The 21,343-nt window shown below is 49.7% G+C and carries 20 protein-coding genes, 1 pseudogene and 1 riboswitch; of the genes and pseudogenes, 9 read left to right on the top strand and 12 right to left on the bottom strand.

Annotated features, from left to right (window positions below; all coding sequences use genetic code 11):
- Nucleotides 1-18 precede the first annotated feature (18 nt).
- A complete protein-coding gene (moaB, locus tag K7X24_RS06535; protein ID WP_224553798.1) occupies nt 19-537 on the bottom strand; it encodes a molybdenum cofactor biosynthesis protein B in 519 nt (172 codons plus the stop codon).
- Between the two features lie 34 nt (nt 538-571).
- Nucleotides 572-1,561 (bottom strand): GTP 3',8-cyclase MoaA, encoded by a 990-nt coding sequence (gene moaA, locus K7X24_RS06530; RefSeq protein WP_119158566.1) that lies wholly within the window; start codon nt 1,559-1,561, stop codon nt 572-574.
- Nucleotides 1,549-1,697: riboswitch (molybdenum cofactor riboswitch) on the bottom strand. (Overlaps the previous gene by 13 nt.)
- Nucleotides 1,698-2,176: 479 nt before the next feature.
- On the opposite strand from moaA, the gene yvcK reads away from it, so the two are divergent.
- A complete protein-coding gene (gene yvcK, locus K7X24_RS06525; RefSeq protein WP_224553796.1) occupies nt 2,177-3,109 on the top strand; it encodes a uridine diphosphate-N-acetylglucosamine-binding protein YvcK in 933 nt (310 codons plus the stop codon).
- On the opposite strand, the gene K7X24_RS06520 is transcribed toward yvcK, so the two are convergent.
- Both K7X24_RS06520 and uvrB read right to left on the bottom strand, forming a co-directional pair.
- Complete coding sequence (locus K7X24_RS06520) at nt 3,085-3,516, bottom strand: glyoxalase (protein ID WP_224553794.1); 432 nt, start codon at nt 3,514-3,516, stop codon at nt 3,085-3,087. The genes yvcK and K7X24_RS06520 overlap by 25 nt on opposite strands.
- A gap of 28 nt (nt 3,517-3,544) precedes the next feature.
- Nucleotides 3,545-5,557, bottom strand: a complete 2,013-nt coding sequence (uvrB, locus tag K7X24_RS06515; protein ID WP_224553793.1) for an excinuclease ABC subunit UvrB — start codon at nt 5,555-5,557, stop codon at nt 3,545-3,547.
- A gap of 1,046 nt (nt 5,558-6,603) precedes the next feature.
- On the opposite strand from uvrB, the gene K7X24_RS06510 reads away from it, so the two are divergent.
- A complete protein-coding gene (locus K7X24_RS06510; RefSeq protein WP_224553790.1) occupies nt 6,604-6,855 on the top strand; it encodes a DAPG hydrolase family protein in 252 nt (83 codons plus the stop codon).
- A 239-nt stretch (nt 6,856-7,094) separates the two neighbouring features.
- Nucleotides 7,095-7,439, top strand: a complete 345-nt coding sequence (locus K7X24_RS06505; RefSeq protein ID WP_224553788.1) for a gamma-glutamylcyclotransferase family protein — start codon at nt 7,095-7,097, stop codon at nt 7,437-7,439.
- An 819-nt stretch (nt 7,440-8,258) separates the two neighbouring features.
- On the opposite strand, the gene K7X24_RS06500 is transcribed toward K7X24_RS06505, so the two are convergent.
- A complete protein-coding gene (locus tag K7X24_RS06500; protein ID WP_224553874.1) occupies nt 8,259-9,167 on the bottom strand; it encodes a LysR family transcriptional regulator in 909 nt (302 codons plus the stop codon).
- Nucleotides 9,168-9,518: 351 nt separating this feature from the next.
- On the opposite strand from K7X24_RS06500, the gene K7X24_RS06495 reads away from it, so the two are divergent.
- The 3 genes from K7X24_RS06495 to K7X24_RS06485 all read left to right on the top strand — a co-directional run bounded on the left by K7X24_RS06495 (nt 9,519) and on the right by K7X24_RS06485 (nt 11,362).
- Nucleotides 9,519-10,088 carry an NAD(P)H-dependent oxidoreductase gene (locus tag K7X24_RS06495; RefSeq protein WP_224553786.1) on the top strand — a complete coding sequence of 190 codons (570 nt, stop codon included), beginning with the start codon at nt 9,519-9,521 and terminating at the stop codon, nt 10,086-10,088.
- 16 nt (nt 10,089-10,104) lie between these two features.
- On the top strand, nt 10,105-10,401 hold the full coding sequence (locus tag K7X24_RS06490; RefSeq protein ID WP_224553784.1) for a YciI family protein: 297 nt from the start codon (nt 10,105-10,107) through the stop codon (nt 10,399-10,401).
- A 232-nt stretch (nt 10,402-10,633) separates the two neighbouring features.
- On the top strand, nt 10,634-11,362 hold the full coding sequence (locus K7X24_RS06485) for a putative quinol monooxygenase (RefSeq protein WP_224553782.1): 729 nt from the start codon (nt 10,634-10,636) through the stop codon (nt 11,360-11,362).
- A 158-nt stretch (nt 11,363-11,520) separates the two neighbouring features.
- Here the strand turns inward: K7X24_RS06485 and K7X24_RS06480 are convergent, their stop codons facing one another.
- From K7X24_RS06480 to K7X24_RS06470, 3 genes are all read right to left on the bottom strand, one after another.
- Nucleotides 11,521-12,339: an oxidoreductase gene (locus tag K7X24_RS06480; RefSeq protein ID WP_224553780.1), complete on the bottom strand. Its 819-nt coding sequence runs from the start codon at nt 12,337-12,339 to the stop codon at nt 11,521-11,523.
- A 264-nt stretch (nt 12,340-12,603) separates the two neighbouring features.
- Nucleotides 12,604-13,386, bottom strand: a complete 783-nt coding sequence (locus K7X24_RS06475; protein WP_224553778.1) for an SDR family NAD(P)-dependent oxidoreductase — start codon at nt 13,384-13,386, stop codon at nt 12,604-12,606.
- 75 nt (nt 13,387-13,461) lie between these two features.
- Nucleotides 13,462-14,553, bottom strand: coding sequence for an alkene reductase (locus K7X24_RS06470; protein ID WP_224553775.1), 1,092 nt, complete (start codon nt 14,551-14,553; stop codon nt 13,462-13,464).
- 138 nt (nt 14,554-14,691) lie between these two features.
- On the opposite strand from K7X24_RS06470, the gene K7X24_RS06465 reads away from it, so the two are divergent.
- Nucleotides 14,692-15,252, top strand: a complete 561-nt coding sequence (locus K7X24_RS06465; RefSeq protein ID WP_224553773.1) for a TetR/AcrR family transcriptional regulator — start codon at nt 14,692-14,694, stop codon at nt 15,250-15,252.
- 13 nt (nt 15,253-15,265) lie between these two features.
- Here the strand turns inward: K7X24_RS06465 and K7X24_RS06460 are convergent, their stop codons facing one another.
- Both K7X24_RS06460 and K7X24_RS21985 read right to left on the bottom strand, forming a co-directional pair.
- Nucleotides 15,266-15,763 carry a hypothetical protein gene (locus K7X24_RS06460; protein ID WP_224553876.1) on the bottom strand — a complete coding sequence of 166 codons (498 nt, stop codon included), beginning with the start codon at nt 15,761-15,763 and terminating at the stop codon, nt 15,266-15,268.
- A gap of 55 nt (nt 15,764-15,818) precedes the next feature.
- Nucleotides 15,819-15,896 (bottom strand): annotated as a pseudogene (locus tag K7X24_RS21985) (transcriptional regulator); the annotation flags it as partial.
- 218 nt (nt 15,897-16,114) lie between these two features.
- On the opposite strand from K7X24_RS21985, the gene K7X24_RS06450 reads away from it, so the two are divergent.
- Nucleotides 16,115-17,458 carry an MFS transporter gene (locus K7X24_RS06450; protein ID WP_224553771.1) on the top strand — a complete coding sequence of 448 codons (1,344 nt, stop codon included), beginning with the start codon at nt 16,115-16,117 and terminating at the stop codon, nt 17,456-17,458.
- A 168-nt stretch (nt 17,459-17,626) separates the two neighbouring features.
- Here the strand turns inward: K7X24_RS06450 and K7X24_RS06445 are convergent, their stop codons facing one another.
- Nucleotides 17,627-18,643: a zinc-dependent alcohol dehydrogenase family protein gene (locus tag K7X24_RS06445; RefSeq protein ID WP_224553769.1), complete on the bottom strand. Its 1,017-nt coding sequence runs from the start codon at nt 18,641-18,643 to the stop codon at nt 17,627-17,629.
- Nucleotides 18,644-18,732: 89 nt separating this feature from the next.
- Between K7X24_RS06445 and K7X24_RS06440 the strand changes: the two genes are divergently transcribed.
- A complete protein-coding gene (locus K7X24_RS06440; protein WP_224553767.1) occupies nt 18,733-19,638 on the top strand; it encodes a LysR family transcriptional regulator in 906 nt (301 codons plus the stop codon).
- Between the two features lie 135 nt (nt 19,639-19,773).
- On the opposite strand, the gene K7X24_RS06435 is transcribed toward K7X24_RS06440, so the two are convergent.
- On the bottom strand, nt 19,774-21,210 hold the full coding sequence (locus K7X24_RS06435) for a glycoside hydrolase family 1 protein (protein ID WP_224553765.1): 1,437 nt from the start codon (nt 21,208-21,210) through the stop codon (nt 19,774-19,776).
- Nucleotides 21,211-21,343 lie beyond the last annotated feature (133 nt).

Genomic DNA, 21,343 nt, shown 5'->3' with positions numbered 1-21,343 from the left:
AGTGAATAAGGCTTACCGTTAAGAGGATTTTTTCAAGTGCGGGTAAAAATTGCACGGCTTCTGGCGCGCATCCAGCTGTTCCTGAATGATACGTTCCCATGCGGTTTGACAGGCGCGAGTCGAACCCGGCATGGCGAAAATCACCGTCTGGTTAGCCAGACCGGCAAGCGCGCGGGATTGCAGCGTCGCCGTGCCAATATCTTCATACGACACCATGCGAAACAGCTCGCCGAAGCCTTCAATTTCCCGATCGAACAAGACGTCAATGGCTTCCGGCACCACATCTCCAGCCGTAAAGCCCGTCCCGCCATTAATCAAAATGCCCTGCACCTCGTCGCTGGCAATCCACGCCGAAATCTGTGCCCGGATCTGGTACAGATTCTCTTTCACGATGGCGCTGTCGACAATGCGATGCCCTGAGGACTGCGCCGCTTCGCGCAGATAGTCACCGGAGGTGTCATCTTCCGCCGTACGGCGTTCGGACACGGTTAGAACCGCAAGATTGAGAGAAACGAATTCGCTGCTGACTTTGCTCATGTCAGGCTCCTTTAAGAATCAGTGATGTCGCGGATTAACCGCCGATAAATGACAGGTTTTGCGTGATGCCGCTATTCCCTTCATGCAGGAAATGGGTCTGCTTTTTCGCCGATAGCCCGCCCGAGATACGCATTTTCAAATCATCGAGGTGACGATCGTCGGCCAGCAAATCACGCAGCGGAATGCCCTGTTCGCCAAAGAGACACAGATGAAGATTACCCACAGCGGATACGCGCAGACGGTTGCAGCTCAGGCAGAAATCTTTCTCATACGGCATAATCAGCCCGATTTCTCCCTGATAGTCGGGATGGCTGAACACCTGAGCCGGGCCGTCGCTGCGTGCACGTTGCTGCTGCTGCCAGCCTTGTTGCAGCAGTTGCTGACGGATCACCTCACCGGAAACGTGGTGACGGCGGAACAAGTCGCCCCCTTCCCCTGTTTCCATCAGTTCAATAAAGCGTAGTTGAATCGGGCGGTGTTTAATCCAGTCGAGGAAAGTTTGTAGGCTACCCGCGTTCACATCGCGCATCAGCACCGTGTTGACTTTGACCTTGGCAAAGCCACAGTCAAAGGCCGCATCAATACCGTCCATCACCTGCCGGAATTTGTCCTGCCCGGTAATCGCATGAAACTGACGTGCATCAAGGCTGTCGACGCTGACATTCAGCGCCGTCAGGCCTGCATCTCGCCACTGAGCAACGTCGCGTGCCAAACGGTAGCCATTGGTGGTTACCGCCAGCGTGCGGATAGCAGGGTTTTCACGGATTGCCGCAATGATATCGACAAAGTCACGGCGCAAAGACGGTTCACCACCGGTAAGGCGAACTTTTTCCGTCCCTAATTCGGCAAAGGCGCGGCTGACGCGACGAATTTCATCGAGTGATAAAAAGCGATGTGGGTTCGTACCATTGGCCTGATAACCATCCGGCAGACAGTAGGTACAGCGAAAATTGCAGACGTCTGTAATGGACAGACGCAAATAGTAGAACTTGCGCGCAAACGCATCAGTCAGTTGACTCACCATAAACACCTTTCCAAATACGGGAGATGCAGGCATTTCTGCCTCGCACCCTGGTGACCGCGAAGGTCACGGCCAAGGCACCGTATCACGCGCAACAAGCGCATCACTTAGGCACCAAGGCTAGGAGTTTGATTCCTATCAGTTATCCGTTAAACAGCCGCGAGATAACCGCTCAAGAATCGTGATTTCATTAAGCAGTCTACTGCGAAAAAGCACAGTCAACCACTCTCAAAATCGGTATATAATTAAATATATAGCGAATTTTCAATATCTTATGGTGTACAGCATACGGAAAAATACGCGGCAGAAATTGTCTCAGGTCATGCCTGCGTGAGGATTTTTCGCGTTTTAAGGTGAAATCAGCTACCTTAGCGACAATTCTTATACCCTAAATAATTCGAGTTTCAGGACAAACGTTAACGTTTGAACAACGCAGAGCGTTGGCCCGCTAGGGCGAGGCTTATTTATAAGCCTTGTAACGCGGCAAGAAAAGGAATCCCGATGAGCTTACTCAGGTAAGTGATTCGGGTGACTGAACGCCGCCAACGCACATGCAACTTGAAGTATGACGGGTATACACGTTATTCATATTACTCTGGCTCATCCATAAGGTTTTCTATGCGCAATCGCACGTTGGCCGACCTAGACAGGGTTGTCGCGTTGGGAGGCGGGCACGGTTTAGGTCGTGTGATGTCTTCACTTTCCTCCCTGGGTTCACGGCTGACCGGCATTGTCACAACCACGGATAACGGCGGTTCGACTGGCCGCATCCGTCGCTCTGAAGGCGGCATTGCCTGGGGCGATACCCGCAACTGTCTGAATCAACTGATTACGACACCCAGCGTCGCATCCGCAATGTTTGAGTACCGGTTTAACGGTAACGGTGAGCTTGCCGGACACAATCTGGGTAACCTGATGCTAAAAGCGCTCGACCACCTGAGCGTCCGTCCGCTGGAAGCCATCAATCTGATTCGCAACCTGCTCAAGGTGGACGCTTTTTTAATTCCGATGTCCGAGCATCCTGTCGATTTGATGGCGATTGATGAACAGGGTAACCCCGTTTATGGTGAAGTCGAGATCGATCAGTTGGCAGCCTTGCCGCAGGATTTAATGCTGTATCCGACCGTACCAGCAACGCGTGAGGCCATCGACGCCATTGCCAAAGCCGATTTGATTTTAATTGGCCCCGGCAGTTTCCTGACCAGCCTGATGCCGCTGCTGCTGCTGGAAGATCTGACACAGGCGCTCCGTCGTACGCCCGCGCCCATGGTGTACATCGGCAATCTGGGCAATGAGCAGAGCAACCCCGCCGCCCGTCTGACGCTGGTGGAAAAGCTATCCTGGATTGAACATAAGGTAGGGAAACCCGTGGTTGATGCCGCGATTGTCGGTCCAAAAGTCGATATCAGCCAGATTGGTGACCGTCTGGTTGTACAGCAGGCGCTGGCCGCAGAAGATGTTCCTCACCATCACGACCGTGAGTTACTGCGCCAGGCCATCGATCGTGCGCTACAGCTGCTGGGCTCTCAATCCCGCAGCCACGGCGTATAAGTCACGCCAATCAGAATGCCTTCGGGACTCAGGAAACGCGTGACCTGCTGTCCCCAAGGCTCAAGACGGTTTTCCACCAGTAACACATAGCCTTGCGCTTTCAGCGTGCTGGTCGCTTCCACCATGTCAACCACTTCGAACTCCAGCCAGCTTTGCGGTTCAGGACGATCCGCAGGCCAACTTCCGTGCCCGAAACAGGATTCGCTAGCCTGTGACAGCGGCCATAGCGCGAAATGCTTCACGCCATCCATCTCATCGCTCACCAGATAGTCGCTCCCTTCCGCAACGGGCTTCAGCGGCAACTTCAGCGTATCGACATAAAGCGCATGGCTGTCAGAAAGGGATTTCACGATCGGCCCGAAACCCGCCACAAACAGCACTTCTACTCCCGGTATAGTCTGATCCATCATTGATCCTCAGTGAGTGCTTGCATCGTTAGGATACGGCGATAAATTGTGCGCGCAGTGCGTGTACTTCATCGCGCAGAGCGGCCGCCTCTTCAAATTCAAGGTTCTGCGCGTGCGTCAGCATCTTGCTTTCCAACTCGCGAATTTTCAGTTCCAGTGCCTTCGGCGTCATGAGTTCATAACGTGCTGCTGGCTCTGCCGCTTTACGACTGCCACGCCCTTTGCCTTTGTTCGTCGGTTTACCGAGTTGCAGGATATCGGAGATCTTCTTATTGATGCCCTGCGGCACAATGCCGTGCTCGGTGTTGTAGGCTTCCTGCTTCTCGCGGCGACGCTCCGTTTCACCAATCGCTTTCGCCATCGATGCCGTAATCCGGTCGCCGTAGAGAATGGCTTTGCCACGCAGGTTACGTGCCGCACGCCCAATCGTCTGGATCAAGGAACGCTCAGAGCGCAGGAAGCCTTCTTTATCGGCATCCAGAATCGCCACCAGCGACACTTCTGGCATATCCAGCCCTTCACGCAGCAGGTTGATCCCCACCAGCACATCGAACTCGCCAAGACGTAAATCACGGATGATTTCCACGCGCTCGACGGTGTCGATATCTGAGTGCAGATAACGTACCCGCTCGCCGTGTTCTTCCAGATATTCCGTCAGGTCTTCCGCCATGCGCTTGGTCAGCGTGGTCACCAGTACCCGCTCATTAATCGCGGCACGCAGACGAATTTCGGAAAGCAGGTCATCCACCTGTGTCCCAACAGGTCGCACTTCGATGATCGGATCGAGCAACCCAGTGGGGCGCACCACCTGATCGATCACGTCACCGCCCGATTTTTCCAGTTCATAGTTACCCGGCGTCGCAGACACGTAGATCGTCTGTGGAGCCAGCGCTTCAAATTCTTCAAATTTCATCGGTCGGTTATCCAGCGCTGAAGGTAGCCGGAAACCGTATTCGACCAGCGTTTCTTTACGCGCGCGGTCGCCGCGATACATACCGCCGATCTGGGGAACGGTGACGTGGGATTCATCAATCACCAGCAGCCCGTCCGCAGGCAAATAGTCAAACAGCGTCGGTGGCGGCTCGCCGGGGCCACGACCGGAAAGGTAGCGTGAGTAGTTTTCGATACCGGAGCAGTAACCCAGTTCGTTCATCATCTCCAGATCAAACTGGGTGCGCTGACTCAGCCGCTGCTCTTCCACCAGTTTGTCATTGGCCAGCAGCACCTTTTTACGGTCGGCCAGTTCAACCTTGATGTCTTCCATCGCCTGCAAAATACGCTCACGCGGCGTGACGTAGTGCGTTTTGGGATAGATGGTATAGCGCGGCACCGTTTGGAGTACGTGGCCCGTCAGCGGGTCAAACAGCGACAACCGCTCCACTTCTTCATCGAACAGTTCAACGCGCAGCGCGATTTCGTCAGATTCCGCAGGGAAGATATCGATCACCTCACCACGCACGCGGAACGTACCGCGCTGAAACGCCTGATCGTTACGGGAATATTGCAACTCGGCCAGACGCCGCAAAATAGCACGCTGGTCAATCAGCATCCCTTGCGTCAGATGCAGCATCATTTTCAGATAGAGATCGGGATCACCCAGACCATAGATCGCGGATACCGAGGCCACGACGATGACATCGCGCCGCTCCAGCAGCGCTTTTGTCGCGGAAAGTCGCATCTGTTCGATATGTTCGTTAACCGACGCATCTTTTTCAATAAAGGTATCCGAGCTGGGAACGTAGGCCTCTGGCTGATAATAGTCGTAGTACGAGACGAAGTACTCGACGGCATTATCGGGAAAGAATTCTTTCATCTCGCCATACAGCTGGGCTGCCAGCGTTTTATTTGGTGCCAGCATCATCGTCGGCCGATTGAGGTCGGCAATCACATTGGCGATCGTGAACGTCTTACCTGAGCCCGTTACCCCGAGCAGCGTTTGATGCGCCAGCCCGTCTTCCAGACCTTCTTTTAAACGACGAATGGCCTCAGGTTGATCGCCTGCTGGTTGAAAGTCAGAATTCAGTGTAAATACTTTACTCATCGTTAAGCACGCTACTTATCGTTATTACTCATCGCTAAATACGATGTTCGTGGGTGGACGCACGGAGGCAGGTAAAAGGCACAGACTGACGATTTTCAGCACGGGATGGGTCACACAGGTACAACCCCCATCGCATCGAACAAACGTCGTCCTACAACATTAGACACACGATGCTTTATTCTGAATGCCAATTGCGAAATTCGCCACCACCATGATACTGGATATAAAGACAGCATCAAGGGGATTATCGTTGGATTGGATGATTAATCAACAAGTGGGGTTGCTATCATATTCATGTTCAATCTACCAGACAAAATCATCATAATTTATCCCCAGCGCCTGTAAAAATGTAACATGCTAGGATGATCCGTGGCGCTAATTTATGCAACTACGCACCGTTGAGGTTCAAGACGCTTGATTTTATTTAACCATATGATAATAAATAAATTAGAAAAACCGTGGAGAATAGCGACAACCTAGCAACAACCCGCACCAGCTCTCGGTTAGGGCACGTTGTTTATCCATAATACACATAGTTATCCACAGAAATGGTGGATAACTCCCACAACCCCGCATCAGCTCTGAGTTAGAGAAATACCTGCTTCATTCACGATCCTCCCTGATAGGGATTTTCTTCACACTCTTTCTGTGATTTATCGCATAAGTATTCGACGGAAAAAGACTAAAAATAGCCAAGGACTAAAATGCCACAATGCAGGCACAGCAGGGTGTTAGAGAAAAATTCAAGAAGATTTTATCTATTGATCGGCATAAAAATGTAGATTTTATACTCATGAAAGAGATACCAGTAAAAAACAACAAAAACCGCTGTGATTATTAAACTCAGGTGAAGGTTTACCAAAAACAATCACCACAACTGTGATGGTGTAGTCACGTCTGAAGTTTCATCATCCTGCATCAATATTCAGCGAAAAGGTTGTGGAGAAGACAATAACTGATGACGACATTTTGGCAATTATTGCCGCAAGGATAGGTTTCGGGGAAGAGGCTGAACTGGACAGCGAGGGCGATCCTTGGATGGACAGATGCTACATGTTACCCGAGATACGTCATTTGGATATGTGCTGCGTAGCCGCTTTATTCTTGGCATGAGTAATAATGATGATCCCACTCATCCTACAGATGAGGTTGGACTGGCGTTAATGCGACACTGTTACACTGAATTCACTTTTTTATCTCGTTTCCTGCCTTCGCTATATTACGGTGAGAAAGGGAATGGCGAAAAAATTGAGTCGTTGATCATTTCAGTCGTCCTTATAAAGGACGGACCAGCCTAACATGCTTACGCTCAATTTAAGCGCCAGCAAACGACTGATGGCTATTGGAGAACAGAGATCATTTCTAGAATACTCAATGGGTAAACCGTTTCTGTGGTATTTCTAAGCTCATCCTCTGACCACCAATGATGTTGGTCAATGACGCAGTGAGGAACCTGTTGCGAACCGCGTCATTACCCCCTAATTTGAGCATTATTATTCACCCTTTGGGTATTCACTACTTTGATTGACGAGGGAAAATGGAACGCTTGTTTGTCTACGGTACACTCCGTCTGGGCCAGGCTAATGCATATATTCTGGAAAACGTCGGTGGAGAATGGCTGCCAGGTTACGTAACAGGCACATTTCATGAGCGTGGCTGGGGCGCTGCTGCGGATTTTCCGGGGATCGTACTTGATGATAACGGGCAGCACGTCAGCGGCTACCTGTTTTTGTCCGATAACCTTGAGCCACACTGGGCAATGCTGGATGAATTTGAAGAGGGGTACGATCGCGTTGAGGTTGTGGTTACTACGGCGGAAGGCCAGCAAATCACGGCATGGATTTATCAGTTACAGCCACAAACAGGTCAGTATGCAATATGAATAAAATACGTTCATTGCCCTGACCTACTTCAAGATTCAATACAGCACTCAGGCTAAATGATGGTCATTCAGATGCTTATCCCCAACATGCCCATTGTGATCTGCCCCAAATCCTGATAACGATCGAGAGTCGAAAGAGTGCTGTCCGGATGGTAGCCCGGTCGCCGTTTCATCTAACGGTAGCTCTCCTCTTGAGGTATCCGCAACACCTAGCCCGGCTTGCTGGATGTGAAGGTGTGCACGCAGATCGCTCTATGTCACCGTCGGCACACCTTTTGCCGAAGGCAAGGACGAGATTCTGGTCGGGATTTCTACTCAAACCCGTCAAATGGGCGAGGCCATGTTCGAGCGAATGAACAGCCGAGCCTAAAGCGTTCAGGAGAAAATACTAATGAATTCAGCCGCGTCGACTACCGTGACGTGGCCTCTCGGTCACAACGTTTTCAGGCCAGTTGGCAGCGGGATGATGCAGCGCACCCAAGTTCTTGAGCGCCGTAGCCAGCAAATAAGGACGTCGATGATCACGTCATCAGGTCGAAAGACGGAGCAGGGATTGAAATTCAGACGTTGCCTGAAGCGAATAGTGCTTCCCAGTTAGTGAACGGCCCGAATGGGATGACCTTCCAATCAATCACACCGACTTTAGCAAGAGGGAATTCGGCAAGAGCCGCCTTCGCAGCATCGACAAATTCGGCTTCGGAGAGGATAACAACCCTAGGACGAGGCTCAGAGATCAGCCGAGTATTGCCAGCGCACAAGCAGCTTGAAGTATGGCGGGTATATCGACTATTACACGACGATTAAATTAAATCGATAAAGTCATTCATTGACGCCATCCACTTTCTGAATAATAAAGTCGACAAAGGCTTTTATTCTTTTTGTTTTCCCAATGCTTTTTAAATAATAAAGATATACTGGTGGGTATTTTTTCCAATACGACGCCATAACGGGAATAAAGTTCTCTTTATCAGGCTGGAGTTTATAAATGGGTTCGAACAATCTACCAATCCCCAGTCCCTGACGTATACCGTCAGCCATAACCTCGATATCATTACTCATTAATTGAAAAGGCATATCTACTGTCAATTGCTCATTTTTATCTTCCAGTATCAAAGGCAAAATACGATTATTGGTGATAAATCGATAACCAATAAGTCGATGTCTGTGTAAATCTGCGGGGTACTTTGGTGTCCCATGCTTTGCAAGATAATCTGCTGAAGCATACAGACCCTCACGAAAAGGTTTCACTAATTGTCTGGCGACAACACCTCCTTCAAGAACATCCCCAAAACGTATCCCCAAATCAAACCTCTCATCGATAAGGCTGATAGTGCCGTCATATACAGATATTTCAAGCTGAATTTCAGGATAACATTGGCAGAATTCAGCCATATAAGGCTTTAAAATAAGTAAATAGGCGAATCGTGATATTGTAATGCGTACGAGCCCTGAAGGGGCCTGATTTATTTCCCTGATGTTTTCCACTGCCCTTTCAATAGACTCCACTGCCATTAAAGTTTGCTGCAAAAGTTGCTGGCCGGTATCTGTGAGCTCAATACGTCGGGTTGTACGAATAAAAAGTGGATGCCCAGTCTGCTGCTCAAGCAACTTTAATGCCTTACTGACAGATGGCGGTGTAATACCCAGTTTCCTTGCCGCTGCTGAAATGCTCCCCTCGCGGGCGATACTTTGGAAGATACGTATTTGATTATAAACAATGCTATTCATTTGCTTATCGCTGCCCAAGATACCCGTCATTGTTAATTTCCATCAGTCATCATTGAGCCAATGATGACCTAATTATATGCAAAGTGCGAGTATCGACGTCCCCCCTAACTCTTTAATTCATTTATTATCAGTAGAATAGAATGCCAATACGGCTACAGAGTTTGATCCCCTTGTCCCCATTTAACCGAAAAATCCACAATTTACCGTTCGCAAATTTTAATAGGATTAAGCAGCGATTGCTATTCTTAGATAGAAGCTAAAAGTCCTTAAGCTATTAATGCTCTAATCAATATAATAAAAAAATATTACAATAGTAGACACATTACCAACCAATTGTTTAATAAATAAAAAATGCAAAAAATCTTAATTATTTCAGGTCACCCTAATCTTGCCGAGTCAGTAGGCAATGCCTCTATTCTTAACGATGTTGCGAATGCCCTGCCGGAGGCCGAAATTCGTCGTCTTGACTCACTTTACCCTGACTTCAAAATTAATGTGTCAGATGAGCAGGACGCGCTGCTCAATGCGGATGTGATTGTCTGGCAGTTCCCTTTTTCATGGTACTCAGTACCGGGTTTGATGAAATTATGGATCGACTTGGTATTCGTTCATGGTTTCGCGCATGGCTCAACAGCCAAACTCGGCGGTAAAAAACTCATTGTGTCTTTTACTACCGGTGCACCACAGGAATTGTACTCGCCAGAAGGTTTCTTCATGCATAACGTTAAGGATTACCTCGCTCAGTTTGAAACCACAGCATCACTGTGCAATTTGGATTTACAGGAACCAATTTATACCTGTGGCATCAGCTACGCGGGTCGTGATGACGCCAAAACCGCCGAGCAAAAAGTTATGGTATCAAAGCACGCAGCACGCTTGATCGACGCGATAAAAGAAATGACCCTGGAACTGGCCGTCTGAATGTTAAGGAAGAGAAATGTATATTATCAACATCACCGTTAATACCGATGTCTCATCTGAGCAACATGGCACGCTCTTTCCCAAGCATGTCGAGTGGTTCAAGAAATATTTTGATGCAGGAAAATTTCTCGTTATCGGGCCTTATGCAGACCGCGAACATTCAGGCGTAATTATTGCTCAAACCAAAAACCGTAATGAGTTGGAGACAATTCTGCATGAGGATTCTTACTATCCAAATCAAGCAGAATACGAGATCCGCGAATTTACTCCGAAAATGATTGCAGCGAATGTGCAAAATCACCAGGCTGAATGAAAAAGAGCACACGGGAAAAGTCACGTGGGAGGTTTTGCCTCACTCAGCCAGTGTCTTCAGTGCAGGGGAGAAGCCAACCATAGAACAGGATCAATTCATCATCAAACGAGCCGATGAGCTAATCTCTTCTCTGCATCATATTTCAATGACTGAAATCTCGCTGGCGTGGTAACTGACCAAGGTTACCACTTCAATAATAGGCACAACTGAAAAACGCCTCAACAGGTAGGCTATGAAAACAAAACTCATTCTTACAGTGTCTCTTGCCTTAAGCTGCTCCGTTTTTGCGCAAGAACTGAGAATATCTGATGCGCCAGTGTTCAATATTTTTGAGCTCGGGATTAAACAAGGCCAAACTATCCCTTACGATGAGGTTGCTAAAAATAACATCACTACGTCCATAAACGGTGAAAGCGGCACGTTGGGAATGTTTTCCTTAAAGCAAAAAAACCATCCTGAAACGGCGTATATGATCGAGATATATGCTGATGAAAACGCTTATCAAAAACATATTAACTCACCACAATACAAAGAATTTCTGCACCGTTCCCCTCAGATAATACAGGCTGAACACAAAAGAAGAATTACCGTCACACCGCAATTCCTAGGTGACAAAAAAATCGTGCAGAATGGGGAAACGATTAACAATCTAGTCATCGTTGATGTAAAACCCGAATTCGATAAAATTTTTCGAGATATTGTATTTCCTGAAATGGCGCAGTCGCTCAACGTTGAAGATGGTGTGATGGCAATGTACGCCGTTACTGGAAATGGCAACTCAACCCGTTGGTATTTTTATGAAATTTATGCAAGCGAAGACGCCTATCAAGCACATCGGCGAACGCCACATTTTCAGGATTACTTAAATCAGACGGAGAATATGACAACCTACAAAAAAACCATATCTGTTGTCCCTACTCTGTTGATGAATAAGGGCGGCCTGACATTTGTAACAAAGTGAAATATTTTAAATATCGAAGCCGCTTTTAAGGAAAGGCGGCCTGGACATATTTCAAAATAATTCCCCACGAGGTTAAACGAGACTCAGATAAAAACATCTATACCGTGGTCGGGATAAAAAAATAGAAGTCAGAATAACCAATGGAAAAATTTCATTTTTTATTCTTTCGTGTCCAGTTGGAGACTGTTACGCACGACTTTGTCCAGAAATTTTGCAGGCGCAAATCTAAGCAAAAAATTTAATTTCCCTGCCAGTTTTCCCGCTGTGTAGCGCAACGTTGGATGTGAAGTCTTAGCAGCCTTAACAACCACTTCAGCCACCAATTCTGGGCTTTCCGCTTCTGCCATTGCCTTACTAACAACTTTCGTCAGCTTAGCCCGAATCATTTCATACTCACCAAGCTTCGCATCCGGCTCTATATTATTAACTTCAAATTGCGTTTTTATGTAGGCAGGTTCGATGACGGACACTCTGATGCCCTGAGTGCGCAGTTCATGATCCAGTGCTCCCGAATACCCTTCGACCGCATGCTTACTGGCGGCATAGAGTGCCACATACGGCAACGGAATAACGCCCAGTATCGAGCCGATGTTAATAATACGACCGCTGCCCTGACGTCGCATGTGAGGGACTACCGCCCGAGTCAGCCGAACTATACCGAGAAAGTTTGTGTCGAAAATGCTCTTAGCCTGTTCGATTGAGCTTTCTTCCGCTGCCGCTGGAGCAACACCAAAGCCCGCATTATTCACCAGAATATCGATCCGGCCTTCTCGTCGCAGCAGTTCATCAATAGCGGCCTCAACGGACGCGTCGTCTGTTACATCAAGCGCCAATAAAGGAAAAGGATGTTTACCTGCCTGGGAGCCGCGTCGACTCGTGCCATAGACCGTATATCCTGCTGCTAATAGTTGGTTAGCTGATGCCTCGCCAATACCTGATGAGGCCCCCGTCACCAGTGCTACACGTTTATTTGTCATGCTGAAATAACCTTCATAAGCCGTTTGGGGTTTATCGTATCAGTGGTGAGATGACAAGCTATACCCGTCATACTTCAAGCTGCTTGTGCGTTGGCAATACTCGACTCATTTCTGAGCCTTGCCCGAAGGGCTGCCAAACAAGCCGCGTTCAAATTGGCTAAGCCAATTTGTCCTTACTCACCCCAGCCACTTACCTGAGGTATATCTCTCTGCAGAACAACCTCAAAAAGCATTATCAGTGTTCTGCAGAGTGTCACTTATCGACTAAAGCGCTTTATATCGCTCTGCGGCTTCATCTTGTTTGATGTCTGAAAGCAAAGCCTGACGCGAAGCATCGAGGGTGTCCCAGCGTGCAGCATTATGTAAAGGTGGGATGGTGACAAGTTCACGGCGATCAAATCCAACCAGTGCGGCATCCACTAACTCGCCCACTTCCATGAATTTTGACGAATTACTGATGTCGATACCCGCACGTTCCCAAATTTCCGTATAAGTGCCAGCAGGAAGTACCGCCTGAACATAAATACCCTTGGATGACAGCTCCAGATTCATTCCCTGAGACAAGAACAGGACAAAGGCTTTGGTCGCGCCGTAAACCGTCATTGCAAATTCCGGGGCAAGTCCGACGATGGAACTGATATTGACGATCGAACCTTCTCCGGCTTTTACCAATCGTGGCGCCACAGCACTGGCAAGTCTCGTCAGGGCAGTGACGTTAAGCGCGATAAGACTTTCTATCGAATCGGGCGTCTGCTCTGTAAAACTGCCGGACTGCGCGATACCCGCGTTATTGATAAGAATGCCAATCCGCGTGTCTTCACGCAGGCGAGCTTCGACCACAGCTAAATCACTCGTTTGCGTGAGGTCAGCAGGCAGAACGTCGACAGAAATGCCATTTTCTTGCCGCAGACGTTCTGCAAGGGTATCGAGTCTTGTTTTGTCACGAGCAACCAGCACAAGATCGTGACCTCGGCGTGCAAACCGCTCAGCGTAAACTGCGCCAATACCTGTAGAAGAACCTGTAATGAGAACTGAAGATTTGGTCATAGATTTATTTTCTTTATTAATAAGTAAACAGAATCCGCAATGTGCGGTGTATAGAAAACAGTGACGCTCACAGAACTACTTGCTGACATCGGAAAGCGACGGGTAATCGGTGTATCCCTCTGCGCCACCGCCATAAAGTGTTTCAGGGTTCAGTGCTATAAGAGGTGCGCCAGTCTTTAATCTTTCGACCAAATCTGGATTCGAGATAAACGGACGCCCGAAAGCAAACAGGTCTGCTTTACCTTCAGACAACTGAGTTGACGCCAACGTCAGGCTATAGCCGTTGTTGCCAATATAGGTATTTTTAAAGCGTCGGCGCAGAGAACCGTAATCAAACGGTGATACGTCACGCGGCCCTCCCGTTGCACCTTCAACAACATGGAGGTATACGATGCCCAATGTGTCGAGTTGTTCAGCGAGGTAGTCATATTGTGGCTGTGGATCACTGCATGAAATCGCATTCGCAGGTGAAACCGGCGAAATACGGACACCAGTACGTTCGGCACCAATCTCATCGATAACAGCGGCAGTGACTTCTAACAGCAGTCGTGCACGATTTTCTACAGAACCGCCGTATTCATCCGTACGCTGGTTAGCACCATCTTTGAGGAACTGCTCCAGCAGATAACCATTCGCGCCATGAATCTCAACACCATCAAACCCAGCAGCAATGGCGTTGGCTGATGCCGTTCTGAAATCTTCAATAATGTGCTTTATTTCTCCCAGTTCGAGCGCACGTGGCTCAGAAACATCAGAGAACCCATTGTTCACAAACGTTTTAGTCTCAGCCCGAATGGCTGAAGGTGCCACTGGTGCAGCGCCGCCCGGTTGTAAGTCAACATGAGATATACGCCCTACGTGCCATAACTGTACGAAGATATGCCCGCCTTTTGCATGAACCGCGTCAGTCACTTTACGCCATCCTTCAATCTGCGCTGGTGTGTAGATCCCCGGAGTATCTTGATAGCCCTGCGCTTGTGCTGAAATCTGCGTGGCTTCGGTAATTAACAACCCCGCAGTTGCACGCTGTGCGTAATACGTCGCTGCCAGTTCGCTGGGTACCAGACCCGCTCCGGCGCGGTTACGAGTTAACGGCGCCATCACAATGTGGTTGGTAAGCGTTATTGGCCCAAGATTATAGGGTTGAAATAATTGTGGGTTTGTCATGTCTATTCCCTTGCTAAGTGATGTGTGATGAGTTGAATTTAATGATGATGATCTAAATCTAAAAAGTCAATCAGTTTGATTATGGTCATCATCAATGTATACTTGTGGCATAACTTTTTAAGAAAGGGTCGGGAAACGATGAAAGTGTCGAAAGAGAAGGTTCGCGAAAATCGAATGCGTATTGTTGAAACTGCCTCCGTGTTGTTTCGTGAACGTGGCTATGACGGCGTGGGGATCGCTGAACTCATGTCAGCCGCAGGTTTAACGCATGGCGGGTTTTATAAGCACTTTGGTTCCAAGGCCGATTTGATGGAGGAAGCGATGAGCTGCGGTTTTTCCCGCTCGGCAGAAAGTACGGTGGGTGTGGGCCGGGAAGATTTTGTCGAATACTACCTCTCCCGACAGCATCGTGATTCGATGGGAAAGGGTTGCGTGATGTCTGCACTGAGCACCGATGCAGCGCGTCAGTCCGAGTCAATTAAGGCAACGTTTGCAACTGGAATTGAAAACCAGTTGGCACTTTTAGCGAATGAAAATGGGCCGAGCGGCGGCACGCGTGCCGATCTCATCAACACCATTGCGCATCTTGTCGGTGCGCTTGTGTTATCGCGTGCCTGTCCAGATTATTCCGCCCTCGCCGATGAGATTCTGGATGTGTGCCGCTCACGAATCCTCGGTAGCGAAGTCCATGAGGATTGAATTCCTCAGCAACTCATACCCTCAGCTCAATTCCGAAATGCGCCTGTAGTGCCGCCCATCCGGACTTTGTAATTGAAATTTTACGACTACCGGGATGCCTCTTCATCCAGTTCCAGGCAATGTAAGCATCCATCAAATAAACCCCGAGTGGACCAGCTATATGATGCTGCCTTTCCGTCCAGTCAAGGCATTGACGGGCATGGTCTTCCTGCTCAAAAATCGGATTGCCACTGTCAAGTCCGGCACTCTCCAGCCAACCATAGCCCTTGGTAGTCAGTACATATGTGCGTTCACCATTTTTCACGATCAACTGGCGTTCAAGCATGGCTTGCGTGATGGCAACACCAATCTCACCAGCCAGATGGTCATAGCAGCAGCGAGCAAACTGAAGTTCTCTGGCGGAACGGTTCGGGGTTGTGCGCCAGGCCATTTCGGCAGGCCCAGCAGCAGCCAGGCTTTCCAGCGCAGCCACGACATGAGGGCCAGCAAGACGGTAATAGCGGTCGTCCATCGCGCTGCATAGTGAGCAATCCACCATCGAGTAGTTTGGCGAGATGAGAGCTTGCGGTTTGGGCCGTCACGCCTGCCGCTTCGGCAAGCGCCCTCGCAGACAGCGCGCTGCCATCTGAAAGCGTGATCAACATGACTGCCCGAACCGGCTCAGCAATCAGATGAGCAATAGTGGAAATATTATGAGTAGACATCGTGGTAGCTTCCCTCGGCCTTCGTACACCCAGCATAGGTATAGTTCGATACACAGCGAATCATTCTCGAAGCACAACCAGCTATAGTCAATCGATCATAGATACACCAGAGTAAGATTGGTATGAATGTCCAGACAGACCAGCATCGACGCATACTGATGGCAACGTGCCTCAGCTACGTCCTTGTCATCCTCGATACGTCGATTGTGAATATTGCCCTCGAACCGATATCCACCAGCCTCAATGCTGGTGTAGCAGGTTTACAATGGGTGGTTAACGCCTACACCTTAACATTTGCCAACCTGCTGCTAACCGGAGGCGCGCTCGGCGATCGGCTGGGCGTGAAGAAAATCTATCTTGTTGGGCTGTTAATTTTCGCATCAGCATCGGCACTATGTGGATTTTCCCCGACACTTCTGGCGCTTATTTTTGCCCGAGTGCTGCAAGGCATCGGAGCTGCCTTGCTTGTCCCCTGCTCATTGGCCCTCATCAATAGTGTCTATCCTGACGCAAGTGAACGCGCTGGCGCGATTGCAAAATGGGCTGGATTTGGCGGTATCGCGATGGCGGCAGGGCCTCTTGTTGGCGGCGTGCTGACTCACTACTTTGGATGGCACTGCATTTTTCTGGTTAATGTTCCTCTGGCTCTGGCCGGTGTATGGCTTACCACCCGCGTCCAAATTGAGAACGTGACTGCTCGTTCCGTCCACCATCCTGACGGCGTAGGGCAAATTTTGGCAATTGTTGCACTGGCATCTACCGTAGCCGTTCTTACCGCGAGTGCAAAGCTCAGTTGGGGGGATTTACGAATAGTTGCAGGCAGCGTTGTGGCGGTTATCGCTTGGGGACTATTCATGCTGGCGGAAACCCGCGCACGGCAGCCAATGCTGCCTCTACGATTTTTCAAAAACATGGTGTTTTCCGCAGCGGCTTTCATCTCTCTGGTTTCAGCGCTGGTGTTCTACGGACTTTTTTTTCTCCTGAGTTTGTATTTCCAGACTATCCGTAACTGGACTCCCTTACAGACGGGGCTAGCCTTTCTACCACTGACTCTCTTTGTCACTCTCGGCAGTTTTGCCTCCGGGCCGCTAAGCAGATACTTGAGCACATTGCACCTCGTTGGCGGAGGATTCCTCCTGTATGCGGTCGGCTTTCTTGGCCTTTATGCCGTAGCAGATAACGAGCCTTACTGGCGGATTGCGTTGTATTTTCCTGCAATGGGGTTCGGTGCTGGCATCATCACACCGGCGGTGACGGCTTCATTGATGAATGTAATTGATAAATCACAAACGGGCATAGCGGCGGGAGTATTGAACGCCAGCCGCCAAGCGGGTTCTGCGTTTGGCGTGGCGATTTTCGGTACAGTACTGACCGGGGCCGGAACGCTCAGAGACAGCATCAATCTTGCGATTAGCCTCGCAATTGGGCTTTCATTATTGGCCGCTCTATGCTGGACACTGGCGCTAAAACGTGACGCGCGAAGAGAAGAACTGGGAAGATAATCACACCAGGTGGCTGTGGGAACGATGAGCTTTATTAGGTGTCATTAAACAGCAGTGAAAATCATTGTGCACCGCTGTTACGCTTTGTGAATCGGTGTAAAGGCTAGCTTTCGCTGCACGCTGGCTGTCAGCCAATGCGCAGCGGAAGCCGCAGATTAATTATGAAGATCAATACTTGACCACCACTTTACCGAAAACGTTGCGGCCCGCCAGTCGCTCAAAGCCAAGCTTAGCATCGTCAAAATCCCAGGTGCTGTCGATGCAGGGACGAATGGCGTGTTGCGTCACACATTGTAAGAGATCTTCCAGATCTTGTCGGCTGCCGACGACGATTGGCTGATAGCGGGCTTGGCTTAAAAACATTGCCATAAACTCCACCCCACCCTGCATACCTGCCAATGCGCCCACCATTGAAACTTGTCCACCAATAGCGATCGCTTTTACCGATTGTTCGAAAGTACCAGGGCCACCGACTTCGATAATACGATCGGCACCCTTTCCAGCCGTCAACTCCCGCACCCGCTGTGACCATTCTGGCTGAGTCTTGTAGTTAATAATTTCATCGGCACCGAGTGCTTTGATCTGCTCAATTTTTTTATCGCTTGAGGTGGTTGCTATCACCCGGGCGCCCATTGCTTTCGCCAGTTGTATGGCAAAAAGCGAAACACCACCGCTACCCTGCGTGAGCACCGTGTCACTCGGCAGCACGCCTTTCAATGCCGACCATGCCGTAACACCTGCACAAGGCAACGTAGCGGCTTCCTCAAAACCTAAGTCGTCTGGAATAGGGATCAGTGCCTCTGCTTGTACCACGCGATAATCTGTCAGCCACCCGTCAGTGTCAGCAGAATAGCTTGAGCCCTTTCCGGTATACGGCCCATCCAGCCATTCAGGGATAAATGAATTGGTGACCCGATCGCCAGGGCTAAATCGAGTGACATCAGGCCCAATCGCGACAATCTCTCCAGCGGCATCAGAAAGCGGAATTCTCCCCGCAGGCACTGGTAGGAAGTAGTTGCCATCCAGAATGATAATATCCCGATAGTTCAGTGAGGATGCACGAACACGCACAAGAACTTCACCTGGGCCAGCAGTAGGAATGGGAGTAAAACCGCTAACAAGACCCTCAAGGCCTCCGAGTTTTTCAATTCTATAAACGCGAGCTGTGGTGGTTGATGAGATCATAACATTTCCTTAAGAGAGGAACGAGGAAAGGTATCTTCACCCATAATGCAGTACTTGATAATCCCACGTTAAGTACTCACACTGTGTAGATGAACTACACAATTGGTCGAAGCGATTTAGATGGCGTGGTGGTATTTCTGGCCGTCGTAGAAGAACGGGGTTTTCGCGCGGCAGCGCGACGTCTCGGCATAACACCATCGGCAGTCAGTCAAGCGATCCGCACCTTCGAGGCACGCGTTGGCGTGGCGTTATTGGTACGCACAACCCGAAGCGTCGGATTGACAGAGGCTGGAGAGCGGCTGTTACTTCAGGTGCGGCCTGCGGCCCAACAAGTGCTTCAGGGAATTGAATCAGCCCGCAGTTTAAGCAAGTCGGCCACTGGCCTCCTGCGCATTAGTGTCCCAAAAGCGAGCGTTCCCATTCTGACAGAACGTTTTGTTTCTGGCTTTCTGGCCGCAAACCCAGGGGTGCAATTAGAGCTCATCGGGGATGATCGATTGGTGGATATCATCGCCGAAGGGTGTGACGCAGGTGTACGCCCACGCAGTTATGTGCAGGCGGACATGGTCGCCGTTCCACTAACAGCAGAAGAACCACAGGTGGTTGTCGGTTCCCCCTCGCTACTGACACGCCACGGCAGACCTTCACTACCGGATGATATCCGTCATCTTCCGTGCATCGTATTTCGTCAGGCCGACGTCGTACTTAACGAATGGGCGTTTAGTGTGATGGGGAAACGGCATGTCGTTCCTATTCGGGGGCCATTGATACTAGACGATGTCAATGCCTGTATCCAGGCAGCCGAACAGGGGGTTGGACTATTTCGACTACCACGTTCGATTGTTGCACGCCACATCCACGCAGGAACACTTGAGGTCATTTTAGATGACTTCTCCGTTGTATTCCCTGGGCTGGCGTTATACTACCCTAGCCGACGAACGGTTCTTCCTAAGTTGCGTGCATTTATCGACTCTGTCTTGTCCAACGTTCGTTGACGCACAATCCCGCGCAAAGGCTCCCACAAACTGCTGAGACAAAAAATATCCGGCGCAGCCACATGCTAGAAAAAAATGTTCCCGCCGGAAAAATGCGCTAAAGCTGGCAGACAAACACGCCAGCCCGTATGCCAGTTAACTGATATCACTACCGTTAGTGGCAATCACTTTCTGATACCAGTGGAACGATTTCTTCTTATAGCGGTTGCCGCTGCCGGAGATCGTGTCATCCAGATCGACATAGATAAAGCCGTAGCGTTTGCTCATCTCACCGGTAGACATACTGACCAGATCGATGCAGCCCCACGGGGTATATCCAATCAACTCAACGCCGTCAGCAATCGCGCCTGCCATCGCTTCGATGTGCTGACGCAGATAGTTGATGCGATAGTCATCAGCGATGTAGCGATCTTCATCCAGCTTATCTACCGCACCCAACCCGTTTTCGACGATAAACAACGGCTTTTCATAGCGGTCATACAACTGGTTGAGCGCAATTCGCAGCCCTACCGGATCAATTTCCCAGCCCCATTCGCTGGCTTCCAGGAACGGATTGCGAGCCCCGCCCAGCAGGTTACCGTGGGCCGTCGCCGCATTCGGGTCAGTTTTATAGGTGGTGGAAGACATGTAGTAGCTGAAGCCGATATAGTCGACGGTGTGCTGTTTAATCAACTCCAGATCCCCCGGCTGAATATCCAGCGTGACGCCCAGCGACTGCCACAGGCTTTTCGCGTAGTAGGGATATTTCCCGCCCGCCTGCACGTCCGCGCAGTAAAAGTTAAATGACTGAGTCTCTTTCAGCGCCGCCAACTGATTGATGGGGTTACAGTCATAAGCGTAGTTAGTGGCAAACAGAATCATGCAGCCAATCTGGATCTGCGGATTGGTCTCATGCGCAATTTTCACCGCCAGACTGCTGGCAACAAACTGGTTATGCCACGCCTGGAATTTCGCCTGTGGCTCCAGTGCGCCGGTTTGTACTGTCAGACCCTGACTCATGATCGGGAAATGGGCAGCACTATTGATCTCGTTAAAGGTCATCCAGTACTTCACTTTGTGGCCGAAGCGCTCCAGCACCGTGCGGGCAAAACGCTCGAAGTGAGCAATTAACTCACGGTTTTTCCAGCCGCCAAAAACGGTGGCAAGGTGCAGCGGCATCTCATAGTGAGAGATCGTAATTACGGGCTCAATGCCGTGGGCGATGCAGGTATCAATCACCTGTTCGTAGTGACTCAGCCCCGCTTCATTGGGCTGCTGCTCAACGCCGTTCGGGTAGATGCGCGTCCAGGCAATAGAAAAGCGATAGCATTTGAAGCCCATCTCGGCAAACAGCGCAATATCCTCACGAAAGCGATGATAGTGGTCGATGCCTTTATGGTTAGGATAGGTGTAACGCTGTTCATCCAGCGTGAAGTCAAACGCGTCGGAAGCAACGATGTTTAAACGCGCTTTACCACCGGGAATAGCATCCACAATCGACAACCCTTTGCCGTCGATATTGTAGGCCCCTTCAACCTGATTCGCTGCGGTTGCCCCGCCCCACATAAAGCCGTGCGGAAATCTTTCGCTCATGGCACTTATCCTTTATCAATGCTGATTATTTATCGATGATGATTCTTTAATGTGGTGGGCCTGCCTGATGTTGATTTGATTCAGCTCGACCCGAGTTGCAGAAATTCTAGAGGAAAAAAGAGGACATGAACAG

This window comes from Pectobacterium versatile, assembly GCF_020166435.1.
GTDB classification, from domain to species: domain Bacteria; phylum Pseudomonadota; class Gammaproteobacteria; order Enterobacterales; family Enterobacteriaceae; genus Pectobacterium; species Pectobacterium versatile.
This window is presented reverse-complemented; position numbering and strand designations above follow the sequence as displayed.